General features: G+C 61.6%; 14 protein-coding genes. 2 read left to right on the plus strand and 12 right to left on the minus strand.

The features are described 5' to 3' along the window. Positions 1–129: 129 nt before the first annotated feature. Genes BW934_RS08355 through BW934_RS08385 form a run of 7 tightly spaced genes read right to left on the minus strand, consistent with a single transcriptional unit; the run spans position 130 to position 6997 of the window. Complete coding sequence (locus tag BW934_RS08355) at positions 130–1710, minus strand: DEAD/DEAH box helicase (protein ID WP_076347027.1); 1581 nt, start codon at positions 1708–1710, stop codon at positions 130–132. A 4-nt stretch (positions 1711–1714) separates the two neighbouring features. Further along, the gene (locus BW934_RS08360) at positions 1715–3016 is read right to left on the minus strand and encodes a competence/damage-inducible protein A (protein WP_084182543.1); all 1302 of its coding nucleotides are present in this window, start codon (positions 3014–3016) and stop codon (positions 1715–1717) included. A gap of 28 nt (positions 3017–3044) precedes the next feature. Then, complete coding sequence (pgsA, locus tag BW934_RS08365; RefSeq protein ID WP_076347031.1) at positions 3045–3626, minus strand: CDP-diacylglycerol--glycerol-3-phosphate 3-phosphatidyltransferase; 582 nt, start codon at positions 3624–3626, stop codon at positions 3045–3047. A gap of 42 nt (positions 3627–3668) precedes the next feature. Continuing rightward, on the minus strand, positions 3669–4163 hold the full coding sequence (locus BW934_RS08370) for a YajQ family cyclic di-GMP-binding protein (protein ID WP_076347033.1): 495 nt from the start codon (positions 4161–4163) through the stop codon (positions 3669–3671). 46 nt (positions 4164–4209) lie between these two features. After that, positions 4210–5151, minus strand: coding sequence for a helix-turn-helix domain-containing protein (locus BW934_RS08375; RefSeq protein ID WP_076347035.1), 942 nt, complete (start codon positions 5149–5151; stop codon positions 4210–4212). A gap of 30 nt (positions 5152–5181) precedes the next feature. After that, the gene (locus BW934_RS08380; RefSeq protein ID WP_076347037.1) at positions 5182–5952 is read right to left on the minus strand and encodes a DUF3388 domain-containing protein; all 771 of its coding nucleotides are present in this window, start codon (positions 5950–5952) and stop codon (positions 5182–5184) included. Positions 5953–5974: 22 nt separating this feature from the next. Further along, on the minus strand, positions 5975–6997 hold the full coding sequence (locus tag BW934_RS08385; RefSeq protein ID WP_076347039.1) for a hypothetical protein: 1023 nt from the start codon (positions 6995–6997) through the stop codon (positions 5975–5977). 170 nt (positions 6998–7167) lie between these two features. Here BW934_RS08385 and BW934_RS08390 point away from each other — a divergent pair, with 170 nt between their 5' ends. Then, on the plus strand, positions 7168–7509 hold the full coding sequence (locus tag BW934_RS08390) for a hypothetical protein (RefSeq protein ID WP_234969695.1): 342 nt from the start codon (positions 7168–7170) through the stop codon (positions 7507–7509). Positions 7510–7548: 39 nt separating this feature from the next. Here the strand turns inward: BW934_RS08390 and BW934_RS08395 are convergent, their stop codons facing one another. The 5 genes from BW934_RS08395 to BW934_RS08415 form a co-directional block, all read right to left on the minus strand. After that, positions 7549–8130: a hypothetical protein gene (locus tag BW934_RS08395; protein ID WP_076347043.1), complete on the minus strand. Its 582-nt coding sequence runs from the start codon at positions 8128–8130 to the stop codon at positions 7549–7551. Between the two features lie 62 nt (positions 8131–8192). Then, positions 8193–10619: an FtsK/SpoIIIE family DNA translocase gene (locus BW934_RS08400; RefSeq protein ID WP_076347045.1), complete on the minus strand. Its 2427-nt coding sequence runs from the start codon at positions 10617–10619 to the stop codon at positions 8193–8195. Positions 10620–10683: 64 nt separating this feature from the next. Continuing rightward, the gene (locus BW934_RS08405; RefSeq protein ID WP_076347047.1) at positions 10684–10887 is read right to left on the minus strand and encodes a YlzJ-like family protein; all 204 of its coding nucleotides are present in this window, start codon (positions 10885–10887) and stop codon (positions 10684–10686) included. Continuing rightward, positions 10887–11660: a ClpP family protease gene (locus BW934_RS08410; RefSeq protein ID WP_076347049.1), complete on the minus strand. Its 774-nt coding sequence runs from the start codon at positions 11658–11660 to the stop codon at positions 10887–10889. Before BW934_RS08410 ends, BW934_RS08405 begins: the two co-directional genes overlap by 1 nt. A gap of 207 nt (positions 11661–11867) precedes the next feature. Further along, positions 11868–13523, minus strand: a complete 1656-nt coding sequence (locus BW934_RS08415; protein WP_076347051.1) for a ribonuclease J — start codon at positions 13521–13523, stop codon at positions 11868–11870. Positions 13524–14129: 606 nt separating this feature from the next. Between BW934_RS08415 and BW934_RS08420 the strand changes: the two genes are divergently transcribed. Further along, the gene (locus tag BW934_RS08420; RefSeq protein ID WP_076347053.1) at positions 14130–15224 is read left to right on the plus strand and encodes a Leu/Phe/Val dehydrogenase; all 1095 of its coding nucleotides are present in this window, start codon (positions 14130–14132) and stop codon (positions 15222–15224) included. The last annotated feature ends 64 nt before the right edge of the window (positions 15225–15288 follow it).

The raw sequence follows: 15288 nt of genomic DNA on the forward strand, positions 1-15288 counted from the left end.
GGAATCCTTCGATCCGATTGTACACGCTCCCGCGAAAAAAGCAAACACACGTTCGCCATCAAGCGTGGTTCCCCCTCACAGCGAGAGCCGGACACGCAAGTGTCCGGCTCTCGACTGTACGTGCATGGCTCATCGGCGCGACGAACGCGGCTTCGCAGGTTCCAAATTGACCCTGGTGCCATTGATTCGGCTTTGGCGCAGCGCCTCGTAGACGAACGGCGCGCTTTCTTCTTCCACCTCGATAAAGCTGAACTTCTCGAACATATCGATGCGCCCGACCGCGTCGCCCGGCACGCCCGCTTCTTCGGAAATCGCGCGGACAAAGTCCTGCGGACTCATGCGGGCTGTCCGCCCGACGTTCACGAAGAATCGCACCATGCCCGGCCGCGCCCCGGTGTCGCCAAAGTCGTATTCGTCGGACTCGGTGTGCGTCCCCTCTCCAGCGGACGCGAGTTTGAGAAGCGCCGACGCGATGTCGATGGGATCATATTCGTCGACCAGCCCAGCCAAGATGGCGCGGTACGGCGCGAGCCCGCCTTCGCGAATCACATCCACAATCTTGCTTCTCCACATCTCCGCCTGGCGCTCCGCCACATCTTCCAGCGACGGCACTTCCCGCACGGTGATCTTCTGCTTGATCTCTCGCTCGATTTGCTTCAGCAGTTTGTACTCCCGCGGCGTGACGAGGGTGATGGCCAGTCCTCGCTTGCCAGCCCGGCCCGTACGGCCGATGCGATGCACGTACGATTCTGGGTCCTGCGGCACGTCGTAGTTGATGACATGCGTCACGTCGTCCACGTCGAGCCCGCGGGCGGCGACGTCCGTTGCCACGAGAAGCTCAATCTCGTTCTTCCGGAACTTCCGCATGACGCGATCGCGCTGCGCTTGGCTGAGATCGCCGTGCAACCCATCCGCGAGGTACCCGCGCGCCAACAGGGCCTCGACGAGATCGTCCACGCCGCGCTTCGTCCGGCAGAAAATAATCCCCAGCTGGATGTCCTCGCTGTCCACGATGCGGCAGAGGCTGTCCAGCTTGTTGCGCTCCAACACCTTGTAGCAGACCTGATCGATCTGCGGGACGGTGACCTCGCCGCGATTGACCGTGATGTGTTGCGGCTCCCGCATGTAGCGCAGGGCGAGCCGCTTGACCTCGTTCGGGAAGGTGGCGGAGAACAACATGGTTTGGCGATCCGACGGCGTCTCGCGCAAGATGGCCTCGATGTCTTCGATGAAGCCCATGTCGAGCATCTCGTCGGCTTCGTCCAGCACCACCATGCGCACATCGCTGAGCGACAAAGTGCCGCGATGGATGTGATCCAAGACGCGCCCGGGTGTGCCGATGACGATCTGCACCCCTTGCTTCAACGCGCGGATCTGGTGCACGATGGACTGCCCGCCGTAAATCGGCACGGATCGAACGCGCTTGTACTTTGCGATTTTACGGATTTCTCCAGCCACCTGGATGGCCAACTCGCGGGTGGGCGTGAGCACGATGGCTTGCACCCGCGGCTCCGTGGAGACGCGCTCCACGAGCGGAATGCCGAAGGCGGCCGTCTTACCCGTACCCGTCTGCGCTTGGCCGATGACATCCCGGCCCTCGAGGACCACAGGAATGCAGGCCGCCTGAATCGGCGAAGGTTCTTCAAACCCCATATCGTGAATCGCCTGCAGAATGCGGCGGTTCAACCCAAAAGACTCAAACGATGACATACTCTCAACCTTTCTCTCCTCTGCCTGTCTGTGTGTCTGCTCCCGCAACAGAATCTCCATTCAACTCCTGCCACAGTCTCCACAGCGCCTGTTTGCAGCTGCGAATGCGAATTTGTGCGCGGGACCCGTGCAGCCTGAGTTCGTACGCGCGCGTGCCTCGCGGACCAGCCACCGCGATGTACACGAGGCCCACAGGCTTCTCGGGCGTCCCTCCACCGGGGCCCGCGATCCCCGTGATCCCGATGCCATAGGTGGCACCCAGCCGCTCGCGCACGCCTTCAGCGAGCTCGCGCGCCGTCGGCTCTGACACGGCGCCATGGGCCGCCAGCGTCTCGGCGCGGACGCCGACCGCGGACGCCTTCACCCGATTGTCGTAAGCCACAACACCGCCCACAAACGCGGACGAACTGCCGGGCACGTCCGTGATCATCTCGGCCAACATGCCGCCTGTACAGCTTTCCGCCGTCGCCAGCGTGGAACCTGTGGCGTTGAGCCGCGTCAAGACGACGGAGGCCAGCGAATCGTCATCCACGCCGTAGATGAATCGACCAAACCGCCTGCGCAGCTCTTCCTCGACAGGGCGGATCAGATCCCAACAAGCCTCTGTCGTCGGCCCAGACGCCGTGATTCGAAGCACCATTTCGCCTTCGCCGGCGTAAGGAGCGACAGTCGGGTTGTCCTTGCATGTCAAATCGGCGATGTTCGCGTCCACGTCCGACTCGCCGATGCCACAGAAATGGAGAATCCGGGAAACCAACTTGCGCGAACCGCCAAAGTGGTCGACCAGGCGAGGAATCACGTGATTTTGCAGCATGGGACGCATTTCGAGGGGCGGACCCGGAAGAAGAAAGTAATGCACGCCGTTGTCGAACACGTACTGTCCCGGAGCCGTGCCGTTCGGGTTCGGAAGCCACTCGCCGCCCTCGATGACCAGCGCTTGTTTCCGATTCTGCTCCGGCATAGGCCGTCCTCGTCGTTGAAAGTAAGCCTCGACGTCCGCGAGCGCCTCCTGAGAAAGCACAAGCCGCCTACCCAGGAACTTCGCCAGGGCTTCCTTCGTCAGGTCGTCCTGCGTCGGCCCCAGTCCTCCCGTCGCGATCACGACGTTTGACCGCCGCGATGCAATGGAGAACGTTTCCATAATCCGCGCCTCGTTGTCTCCTACCGCACTGTGATAGTACACGTACATCCCGTGCTTGGCAAGTTCCTGCGAAATCTCGCGGGCGTGCCCGTTATGGATCTGCCCAATGACGATTTCCGTGCCGACCGCAATCAACTCGGCGCGGCAAACTTCAGCCACGGCCACAGCCACCCTCTCCATCTTTGCCAGCGCGTCATGAGGCGCGCGACAAAATCATCTCGCGATTTTTCATAAAATAGTCGATGGCCGATACGACGGTCATCATCGCCATGACGTAGATCATCACCTGGGCGACGGGAACGTTGATGACGGAAAACGGAAAGTTGTTCAAGATCAACAGCACAATGCCGACCATCTGAGCAGTGGTCTTCCACTTGCCCCACTGGCTCGCCGCCACCACCACGCCGTCGCCTGCCGCGATGAGCCGCAAGCCCGTGACCGCGAACTCGCGGCTGATGATGACAATCGCGACCCAGGCCGGCATCCGCTGCATCTGCACCAAGATAATCAGCACGGCCGAAACCAGCAGCTTATCCGCGAGTGGATCGAGAAACTTGCCGAAATTGGTGATCAGATTTCTTTTACGCGCAATCCGCCCGTCCAAGGCGTCCGTGGCCGCCGCCGCGATAAACACGAACGAAGCCAGTGCCTCATTCGCGGTCGTGGTCTGCCCGTGGAACGTCACCGAACCGATGTGAAACGGGACCAACAGGATCACGCAGACAACAGGCACCAACAGAATTCTGGCCAGCGTAATCCGATTCGCCAGATTCAATGGCCCACGCCCCTCTTGTCCGATTTGCACACTGGCACGCGTCTACGAGCGATAATTCGTGAACTGAAGCGGCACATCCAACTCCGCGTTGCGCAGCATCTGGATGACCGCCTGAAGGTCATCGCGGCTCTTGCCGGAGACGCGGATTTGATCGCCCTGAATTTGCGCCTGGACCTTGATTTTCGAGTCCTTGATGAGCTTCGTGATCTGTTTGGCGTGTTCGGCGTCAATCCCATTGACGAGATCGACGACCTGGCGAACCGTGCCACCCGCGGCCGGCTCGACTTTGCCAGGCCGCAACGCCTTGAGCGAAACATTTCGTTTGACGAGCTTCGTCTGCAGCACGTCCATCAGCTGTTCCAGCTTGTACTCGTCGTCCGAAATGAGCGTGAGTTTCTCGCCCTCCAGACGGATTTCACTTTTGGAGCCCTTAAAATCGAACCGCGTCTCGATCTCCCGCCGCGCCTGTTGAACGGCGTTTGACACCTCCTGCAAATCCACCTTCGACACAATGTCAAAAGAAGCCTCTTTCGCCATGCTTCCCGCTCCTCTACCACCAGTGTACGCCTCAGATGGCGTCGGGTCATCCTCGCTCGATCACGACCACCGGCGCCCACGTGATGTTGGGCAGTTGGACGGGCTGCCCATCCACCGTGATGGACACGCCTTGCACGTGGCCCAAGTGGAACGTCACGTTATCCTTCGCCGAGAACGTCTTCGACTGCCCCTGGTTCAAGATGACGTTTGGCGCGACAGCCTGGCCGTCCGCGGTCGCGCTGAACCACAACTCCCCAGAATTCACCGTGACGGTCACCTGCAGCTGGCTGGCATGAAGCACCTTGTAGGTGTACATCCCATTGGCGTACGGCATCGCCACCACCGCCACGGGCTGTGTGGCTTGGACCGGATGCGTGGTCTTATGCGTCGGCGACGAAGGGTGCGCCGCCGGCTTCGTGGGCTGGGTTTGTTTCGACGTTGTCGTCACCTGGGTCTGGTTTCCGCGCGTCGCTGGGCCATGGTGATGGTGCAACAGCACGTACAGCCCACCGACCACCACGAGCGCACCCACAATGAGGGCTCCCTGTCCCACCCAGGAACCGACGGATCGGACAGGCCGGTCGTAGACCTCGCGCCGAGGAGGTTCCGGGCGCGCCTGAGCGCGCGCTCGCGTCCGCTCGATTTCGTTCAGCGATCGCGGCTCGACCATCCTCGCCGCTGGCTTTCGATCCGCGCTTCCCCCTTCGCTTCGCGAGGCGGTTGGCTCCACTTTCGACGTCGGCGCAGCGCCAGCGCCATTTGCATCCACATACTTATCCAAGAGCTCGCTTCCGTCGAGCCCGAGAACTTCAGCGTAGCTACGCACAAAGCCGCGCGCGTAGACACGCCCGGGAAGCACGTCCCACTGCCCCGACTCCAACGCCTCGATATACCGCTTGCGAATTTTCGTCCGCTCCTCGATATCTTCGATCGTGAGTCCGAGCGATTCGCGCTTGGCGCGCAGAACTTGGCCCAACTGCTCGTGCACGCGTCGCCCTCCCTTTGTCAACTGGCGTATCTATTCCTGAGCCCACGTGGACGCTTCGTCTTCGAACATATCATAGCGAATTTCTTCCTGAGGATCTCGGCGCAATTCGATCAACATGTCAAACAAGTCCCACGTGTAACGGGTCCGGCGAACAAAAATGTCCGGGTGTTCGATCACGACGGGCGCCTTCATGCGGAGGATCTCCTCCACGCAGCGCATGTGCTCCTCGCCGCCCCGCATCACCGAAACCGCCGCGTCGATGATGTAGACAAACGGCTCCGCGCGAAACGTCGCGGACGGAAGCTCGCGCATGATGGTCTGTTTCAACAGCGTGGAGGACACAAACAGCCAGCGCTTATTCGCATAGACGCTCGCCGCAACCACCGCCTCCGTCTTTCCGACGCGAGGCTGACCCCGCACACCAATGACCTGACGGCCGGGGCGCTTCAGGATTTCCCCGAGGAAGTCGACCAACACGCCGAGTTCGTCGCGAACGAAACGATACGTCCGCTTCTCCGTGTCGCTCCGTTCGATGAAACGGCCGTGGCGCAGCGCAAGCCGATCCCGGAGCGTGGGCTCTCGCAGCGCCGTCACCTCAATATCTTCCATCGACTCGAGCATGGTCCTCAGCACGTCGAGGATGTCCGGGCGATCGACTTCGATGAGGAATCCTCTACCATACTCCGATACTCCCGCTAATTGTACGATGTTGACCCCGAGCATGCCAAGCAGTGAGGCAATATCGCCCAACAGCCCCGGGCGATCGCGGCGAATGTGGTACTGAAAATAGTATTCAGCCAAACCGTCTCAACCTTTCCCCGTGCTATGACAAATGAAACGCATTGGCGAGGTCCGAGCGCACGCTCGGCGGCAGTGACGCGAAGGCCGCGTTCGATTGCGCTGCAGCCGCGATCGCGTTGACCTCCAGCTTGGCCCACGCCGCGATGACGGTCGCGGGCACCTGCTTGTCGTCGAAGGCCACCGAAGACAAGTCGAGCACGAGATGCTCACCCGAGTGCCACGCGTCCGGCGACACGAGCGCCTGGAATGCTTGCACGGCCTCCGACGACGACAGATGGCCAGGAGAAATCGCAAAGCCAGCGATCGGCGACGTTCCAAAAGCAGCCCAGGCGGGGGCGGCACTGCGAAGCGCCGACAGTTCCCCTGCCGCAGGAGACCCGCCTACCACACCCAAATCCACCGCGTACCCATAGCTCGACAGGCTCTGCGCAGCGGGCTGCGGAAGCGCGACGACCCGGACATTGGGGTTCGCCTGATACAGACCCGTGAAGAAGGCTTTTTGTTCAGCCACGGTCGCACCGCGCGGCGCGTAGACGATGCTGGGCACGCCGCTGTATACCGCTCCGCTCGTCGACGTTGAGCTCGCGATCCAGTCTCCGCACAGCGCGCCAATGCTGTAAGCGACGGCCACAGGATCCTGTGCGACGTCTTCCACGTTTCCGGAGGTGATTTGCGAAGCCGGCCAGTTGCTGACCACGAGAAAGCGAACGTCGGGATGGTCGGCAGCAAGTTGGTTGAGGCCAGACGCGACGGCGTTCGCGTCGTCGCACACGACCATGACCCCTGTCAATTGCCCCTTCGCCAATGCGTGGGCCGCGACAGACTGCCATTCGCCAAGGGCAACGTGAACCACCTCGACGGAGGTGGCCCCTGCCGTTCCCAGTTGTGAAGCTGAGGGCGCAAACGGCGGCGCGCCCACGACCTCCACGAGTACCGCAGACTTTTGGACCGTCGGCCGCATCGCCGCGAGGTCCGGTGCTCCACACCCCGCGAGGCTGGCCGCGACGGCAGAAGTCGCCACCGCTAGCCTCCACTGTCGATTCACCTTGGCACCTCACTTCGTTGGATTGCGCGATCTTCGGAACGCACCGCTTCACCCTATTGTAAACCTTACATATCAGCTTGTCTCATCCAAGCACCAGATCCACTCTTGCCTTTCACGCTTCTCTCTCACATGATAAGGATATACGAAAGGATGATGGCGCCGTGGGGGATATGAGCGGAGACCACGTGTCCGTGGCCAAAGCGCTGTATCAGCTCGATTTTTATTTGGAGCAGATCGACGCGCCGTTTGATATCTACGACCTGTACGAAGAAGCCTACCGCGAACTTCGCGGCAAGTACTACGACGAGAGCTGGCTGGACCATCTCGACGACCACCCGCACGTGCGCGAGTCGCTCGACGAGAATTTCACACTTCAAACCATCGTGGATGCGCTGCTGCGCACGGGGCACGAGCCCGTCGTCCGAGCGCTCATGCGCTCATTTCGGCGAGAGCAGATCTCCGTGACGCAGCGGTTCATCGACGGCGCCAGCCGACAAAAGGGACGCCCGTAGGCGTCCCTTTGTTTTACGGTTGCCGTTTCATCCCTCTGCTCACTCCGCCAGGGGCTTGAACTCAATCCAACAGGCGCGAGTCACATTCGTTTCGTCCTGCGGCTCTCCCTCCATGGCGACGGCGAGATCTTCCCCGGCGGTGTGAGTCGCCAACTCGTGATAGACCGTCCTGCCGAGCCCGGCAGTGCCCACGATGTTTCCGCCTTCGGTAAAGGTGATCTCCGCCTCCGCAATGGGTTCCTGCAACAGGTACAAATCGCTCATAAACGCGTCCGTCTCCGCGCGCATGTCGCGAAACGCTTCGGTCGGATTCGGCACACCCCCGGATGGCGTCTGGATTTCCGCCATGGCAGACACCACAAACTGACCATCGCCCCGGTCATCGGGCAGCACGGCGAGATCGTACAAGCCCGGAATGTCTGCGAGGCTCGCCGTCATGGCTTCAAGCTCGGCATTCGATGGAGCAGCCGCAACGGGCATCGAGGCCTGCTGTGCGCCCGCGAGATGGGTCACACCCGCGCCAAGCCGTCTTTCCGACACCACATGATTCAACGCCATGTAGCCACAAAGCGCAACAAACGCCACGCTCATGAGTGCAACGGACGATTTTTGGCGCACCACCCGTCGTCCTCTCCTCACCTTGGACTAGGACATGTATACGAGCCCAAGGACGAGGGTATGCCTCACTCGGCCTGGTGCTGGCGCATGAACGACGCCTTGGCCTGCAGCCACTGCTCCTTCGTGATCAGCACCTCGCGCGGCTTGCTTCCTTCGTACGGGCCCACAATTCCACTTTGCTCCATCTGATCGACGATGCGCGCCGCGCGCGAGTATCCGATGCGAAACCGCCGCTGCAAGAGCGAGACCGACGCTTGCCCCATGTCCACGACGAGATCGACTGCGTCCATAAACAGGCTGTCAAGCTCCGGTCCCGCCTCATCCTCCGGCTCATCGTCCACGGCGCTCTCCAAATCCATCGTGTACACGGCGTGCTGCTGTTCCTTGACGTATTCGACGAGCCGCTCGATTTCGCGCTCGGACACGTAGGCCCCTTGGACGCGCGTCGGCTTGGCCGCCCCAACCGGATAATAGAGCATATCGCCGCGGCCAAGCAGTTTTTCCGCCCCGCCCATGTCCAGAATGGTGCGCGAATCCGCCATGGACGAGACGGCGAAGGCGATGCGGCTCGGAATGTTCGCTTTGATGAGGCCGGTGATCACGTCCACGGACGGCCGCTGGGTTGCGACGATCAGGTGAATACCGGCGGCCCGGGCCATCTGCGCCAGCCGGCAGATGGCATCCTCGACGTCGTGGGGCGCCACCATCATCAAATCGGCCAGCTCGTCGACGATCACGACGATGTACGGAAGCGGCTCGAGCCCCTCCGCTCGCACCATCTCGTTGAAGCGATCGATGTCGCGCGCCCCGCGCTCGGCCATCAACCGGTACCGGTTCTCCATCTCCTGAACGATCTTCTTCAGCGCTCCCGCCGCCAGCCGGGCGTCCGTGACGACCGGTGTGAGCAGATGCGGGATGCCATTGTAGATGCTCAGCTCGACCATTTTGGGATCAATCATCATCAGCTTCACTTCGTGCGGTTTGGCCCGCACGAGCAAGGACGCGATCATCCCATTGATACAAACGCTCTTGCCGGAGCCCGTCGCGCCCGCCACGAGGAGGTGAGGCATCTTCTGCAGATCCCCGACGATAGGCGCTCCCGTGATGTCCCGTCCCAGCGCGAGCGCCAGCTTCGCGGAGGAAGACTGGAACTCTGGCGATTCGAGCACCTCGCGCAGCCGCACGACGGCGATCTCGTCGTTCGGAATCTCGATGCCAATGACCGACTTCCCGGGCACGGGCGCCTCGATGCGGATATCCTTGGCCGCCAAGGCGAGCGCAATATCGTCCTGCAGCGCCAGGACGCGCGCGACCTTCACGCCCGCGGCGGGCTGGATCTCGTAGCGCGTGACCGTGGGACCGCGGTGAATCTCGACCACACGCGCCTGCACATTGAACGACTGCAGCGTGGCCTGGAGCTTCTGTGCGTTCTCCTGCACGCTCGCCGTCGCCACCGGCGCGTGCTTACTGGAGGGCGGATCGAACAACGTGAGCGGCGGCAGCTGGTACGATTCATCGTGCACCATGGGTCCGACTTCGTAGTCGGGCACCACCGCCTGGGGTTCCGCCTCCCGCGCATTCGCCGGCTTCTTTCGCTCCGCCTTCGACGGGAATCGGACCACGAGGCCCTTCACATCCGTTTCGATCACCGGTTCGCCCCGATCCTCCCAAGGCGGGCCATCGTCGCTCTCGCCGGCCTGCGCCGCGCGCGCAGCGAAGTCGTGGATGATCGGTTCCGCCTCCGCACTCGGCGGTTCGTGTTGAGGGTCTTCCAACACGTCCCCGTCGATCACGACGGAAGGCCGCGAGGCCCGCGGCGCATCCTCCACCACCTCAGGCTCTGGATCCTTGTCGCGCCGAAACACTTGCCCCGTCTGCCGGCGAACATTGGACCACATGCGGTCAAGGGCTTGTTCCGTGTAGCGCGATCCGCGGCGGATCACGCTGACGAGCGAAATCTGGAACACGAGCGCCAAGCCGATCAACCCGCCCGCGACGATCACGAGGCGCGGGCCCAATTCGTACGTCTGAGGCGAATTAAACAAGAGATGCAAAAGTTGAAAGACGAAAAAGCCGATGAGCCCGCCTCCCGCGCTGGGAGGAGCGCCGGGGGTAGGGTGAAAAATGTAAGCGCGCAGCGCCTGCAGGGCGTTCCACTCGCTCGACCAAAAATACGACTGGAGCCCCTGATCCGCCAAATTCGAATAGAAGTTCATCTCAATGAGTGCAAGCATGCACAAGAGCAGGATCAGAAGGCCCAGATGCCGGCCGTCCCAGACGAACCGGCTTCTGCGCACCATCATATAAACGGCGGCGTAGCCCACGAGGATGGGAATGAGAAAATACCAACTTCCAGCAAGATAAATGCTGACGACAGCCAGAAACTGGCCCACGAGCCCGAGTCGCCCGAGAGCCAGTGCACAGGCCGTGAGCATGGCCAGACCGGTGACCTCATACTTCAGCACGTTTTTTTGTTGCTGTTTGCGAGCCAATCTCACCAGTCCTTTCCCTAGACTGATGATTCGACCCTCGCGGCGAATCTCCTGCCGAATCTCGCTAGCGCAGCCGCGCTCCGGGCTGCCACTCGGGTCGCAGGTAGTCGCTGGCCACAGGGCTTATCAGGCGGACGAGCGTCGGCGTGCCGTGTGGGTCGCGCGCCACAATGAGCGTGCGATGACCGTCCGTCCATTCCTCGTAATGCGGACCGTCGCCCCACCATCCACTGTAAATCTCTTGATCGGAAAGCGTCGTCCAAAGCATCACTGAATCACCCCCGGCCGAGCAGCGTGTAGAGGCACGCCTTGCTCCATCTCCTTGCGTTCCCGAATGAGCTCCTTCAGCTTGCGCATCGCGTGCCCTAATCCACCGACGGCGTCGCACAAGCCGTACTTGACAGCGTCCCTTCCGACCACCGTCGTGCCAATGTCCTTCGCCATTTCACCTGTGTTCAGCATGAGATGCCGAAACATGTCCTCCGAAATGCGCGAGTGCTCCACGACGAAACGGATGACGCGGTCCTGCATTTTTTCCAGATATTCAAACGACTGCTGCACGCCGATGACCAGGCCATTCAGGCGAATGGGATGAATGGTCATGCTGGCCGATTCCGCGATGAAGGTATAGTCCGCCGCCACGGCGATGGGAACGCCGATGGAATGGCCGCCCCCTAACACAATCGAGACCTTGGGTTTGGACATCGACGCGACGAGCTCCGCAATGGCAAGGCCGGCTTCGACGTCCCCGCCGACCGTGTTCAAGATGATCAGCAGACCATCGATCTTCTCGCTCTCCTCGACCGCAACGAGCTGAGGAATCACATGTTCATACTTCGTGGTCTTGTTTTGTGGGGGCAAGACCATGTGACCCTCGATTTGCCCAATCACCGTCAGACAGTAGATGTCGCCTGTGATCACGGCGGCGGGCTCGCTTGTCCCGAGCGAATCCGCGGACGATGCCGTCTCCTTCGGCGCCTCGGTCTCAGCGTTCTGAGCTGCGCTCTGCATCACGGCCTTGTAGGCTGACTTTGCGTCCATTCTCACATCCGCCTCCTGCCGTCCAAAGTATCCACCAAGACCCACAGGTCCATACGCCACGGCAACCGACGAAGGCGACAGGTGAGAATGACGAGCGGGCATTGCGCGCGCCCGCAGCACGATCTCCACACGTACCCGCCGAACGCACAAAAGCCATCCAGCGCCGCACGTCGTGCTGGCGAAGGATGGCTTCTGACAAGCGAAGGCTCAGGCCTCCATGATGATGGGCAAAATCATGGGACGCCGCCGGGTCTGTTCGTACAGATAACGCCCAAGCGTATCGCGCACAGCAGTCTTCAAGGAAGACCATTCGCTGACGTTGTCCGAAACAAGCCTGCTGAGCGTGCTCTCCACGAGGCGGTTGGCCTCGTCGAGAAGCGCCTCGGACTCGCGCACGTAGACAAAGCCGCGCGAGATGATGTCGGGGCCCGACAGGATGTGGCCGGTCGTCTTCGACAACGTGACCACCACGACCAGGATGCCGTCTTGCGACAGCAGCTTGCGATCGCGCAACACGATGTTCCCGACATCGCCCACGCCGAGCCCGTCGATCATCACGGATCCGGCCGGCACTTTGCCACCCAGGCGCGCCCGGCCGTCCTCGAATTCGACCACGTCCCCGATCTCGGTGATGAAGATGTGGTCGGGCTGAATGCCGAGCTGCAGCGCGAGGTCGGCGTGAATCCGCTGCATGCGAAACTCGCCGTGCACCGGCAAAAAGTATTTGGGCCTCACCAGCTGCAACATCCACTTCAGCTCTTCCTGGCTACCGTGGCCCGAAGCGTGCACGCCGCGGTAAATCACGTGCGCGCCCGCTCGGAACAGCTGATCGATGGTCCTGGCGACGAACTTCTCGTTCCCTGGAATGGGCGAACTCGCTAAGACCACCGTATCTCCCGGCACGATTTCCACCTTGCGGTGTGCGGCCCGCGCCATCCTCGTCAGGGCCGACATGGGCTCTCCCTGGCTGCCCGTCGACAGGATGACGACTTTTTCGGGCGGGAGTTTGTTCACCTCGTCGGGATCGATCAACGTGTCGGGCTGTGCCTCGAGATAGCCCAGCTGCAGCGACGTCTGCACGTTGTTGACCATGCTCCGGCCGACGATGGCCACTTTGCGGCCATGCCGCTCAGCCGCCCGAATCATGAGCTGCAGGCGGTGAATGTTGGAGGCAAACGTCGACAGGATCACGCGCCCAGGCGCCTGGCTGATGATCTCGTCAATTCTTACGCCGACGGTCATCTCGGACGGCGTGTACCCAGGGCGCTCCGCGTTCGTGCTGTCGCCGACGAGTGCGAGCACGCCCCGCGCGCCCCACTGGGCGAGCTTGTGGATATCCGCGTGCCGGCCGTCAATGGGTGTCTGATCAAACTTGTAGTCGCCGGTGTGAATCACAATGCCTTCCGGCGTCTCGATGGCAAAGCCGACCGTGTCTGGAATGCTGTGATTCACGTAGAACGGCGAGACCGTGAACTGGCCGGCCTGCACCCGCGACTTCCCGTCCATGGTGACGAGTTTGACGTCGTGAACGCCCGCTTCGCGAAGCTTGTTTTCAACGAGCCCGAGCGTCAAGCGCGTTCCATAGACCGGCACGTTGATCTCGCGCAGGACGTACGGCAGTCCGCCGATGTGATCCTCGTGACCGTGCGTCAAAAAGATGCCGCGAATTTTCTCGCGATTCTCGACCAAAAACGTGATATCTGGAATGACGATGTCGATGCCGAGCATATCTTCGTCGGGGAACTTGAGGCCCGCGTCGACGACGATCATGTCCTGCCCGTACCAATACAAGGTCATGTTCTTTCCAATCTCCCCGACTCCGCCGAGCGGGATGATGGAAAGTCTCGATCTGGATCTTGGCATTTTGCACCTCCGTTGCTATCTATATCAATTCAGCGACACGATCACGACCTGTCGCCCGGTCTCTTTTCGCATTCCTTTCCACATGCAAAAAAAAGCCCGCTCAAGCCAAGGCCGTGTCTTTCTGTGCATCGAACGCGTTCAAGCGGACGACCCGACCCGTCCCCATCCGCTTTCACGCCGTCCGTTATCTCCGCACCAGGGTCCGCACCGCCCCATGGGCGAATAAGCCGCACATGTCACTATCGAGCTTATTATACCCCCGTTCGGATCCGTGCACAACCATGGATTGCGCTTCCGAAGTACGAGACCATGGCCACGGCGGAGCGGTCCCGAGGCACCTCGTCCTCACCTCATCTTGAAGGAGCGCTCTTCTCGCGCCTGTCCACGTCATCACCCGAAGCTCGTGTCAACCGGTCCACGCCGCCGGCCGATCACCTCGGCATCTCGTTTTCGGAATCGCCCGTCTTCATGCCGAGATGTAGTCTTGAATCAGAAATCATGCTACAATTGACGTTGATTGAAAGCGCTTGCACTTTCGCAGGCGAAGCCCTATCGTTCTGGTAGGACCGCCGGAACGGCACACTCATGGGGGAGGTCTCGGACCCAATGGAACTGTTCACCCGCATGGCTCAGTACGACTACGAACAGGTCGTGTTTTGTTACGACGAGGCCTCGGGCCTTCGCGCCGTGATCGCCATCCACGACACGACGCTTGGCCCGGCACTCGGCGGTTGCCGCATGTGGACCTATGCGTCCGAAGAGGATGCGGTCATCGATGCCCTGCGCCTGGCGCGCGGCATGACGTTCAAGGCCGCCGCGGCCGGCCTGAATTTGGGCGGCGGCAAGACCGTGATCATGGGAGACCCGCGCAAGGACAAAAGCGAGGCCCTGTTTCGCGCCCTCGGGCGCTACATCCACAGCCTGGGCGGAAGGTATATCACGGCGGAAGACGTCGGGACGACCGTTCAGGACATGGACCTCATTCACCTCGAGACGCCCTACGTGTGTGGCATCTCCCCGAGCTACGGATCGAGCGGCAATCCAAGCGGCATGACGGCCCTCGGCGTCTTCCGCGGCATCCAGGCGAGTGCCAAGCATCTCTATGGCACGGACGATCTCGCCGGGCGCCGCGTCGCCATTCAGGGCCTCGGCAGCGTCGGCTACGAACTCGCGCGCCTGCTGCGAGGAGCGGGGGCAGAGCTTGTGGTGGCGGACGTCAACCCGCAGCAAGTGGAGCGCGCCGTCCACGAGTTCGGGGCGAAGGCCATTGCGCCGCAGGAAATCTTGAGCGCCGCATGCGACATTCTGGCGCCGTGCGCGCTGGGCGCAGTCTTGAATGATGAGACCATCCCCACGCTCAGGGCGCAGATCGTCGCGGGATCGGCAAACAACCAATTGGCAGAAGAGCGCCATGGGGACATGCTTCACGAGCGCGGGATCTTGTATGCCCCCGACTACGTCATCAACGCAGGCGGGTTGATCAACGTCGCGGACGAGCTTGAGGGTTACCATCCAGATCGGGCTCGGGCCAAGGTCGAGCGCATCTACGACATCATGCTCGAACTGTACAATCTCTCGCGGGATCGGGGGATTCCCACTCACCGAGCAGCGGACGAAATGGCGATGAAGCGAATCCAAACGCTGCGGCAGGTGCGAAGCACGCACCTGGGCCATCACGAGCCGGTGCGGCGCGGGCGCTGACTCGCGGCCATCCAAAGGGGGCGGGCTGAACCCGCCCCCTTTCGTCTGTGCCACGTCTGCGAGG

Source organism: Alicyclobacillus vulcanalis (genome assembly GCF_900156755.1).
In the GTDB taxonomy this organism is placed as follows: Bacteria; Bacillota; Bacilli; order Alicyclobacillales; family Alicyclobacillaceae; genus Alicyclobacillus; species Alicyclobacillus vulcanalis.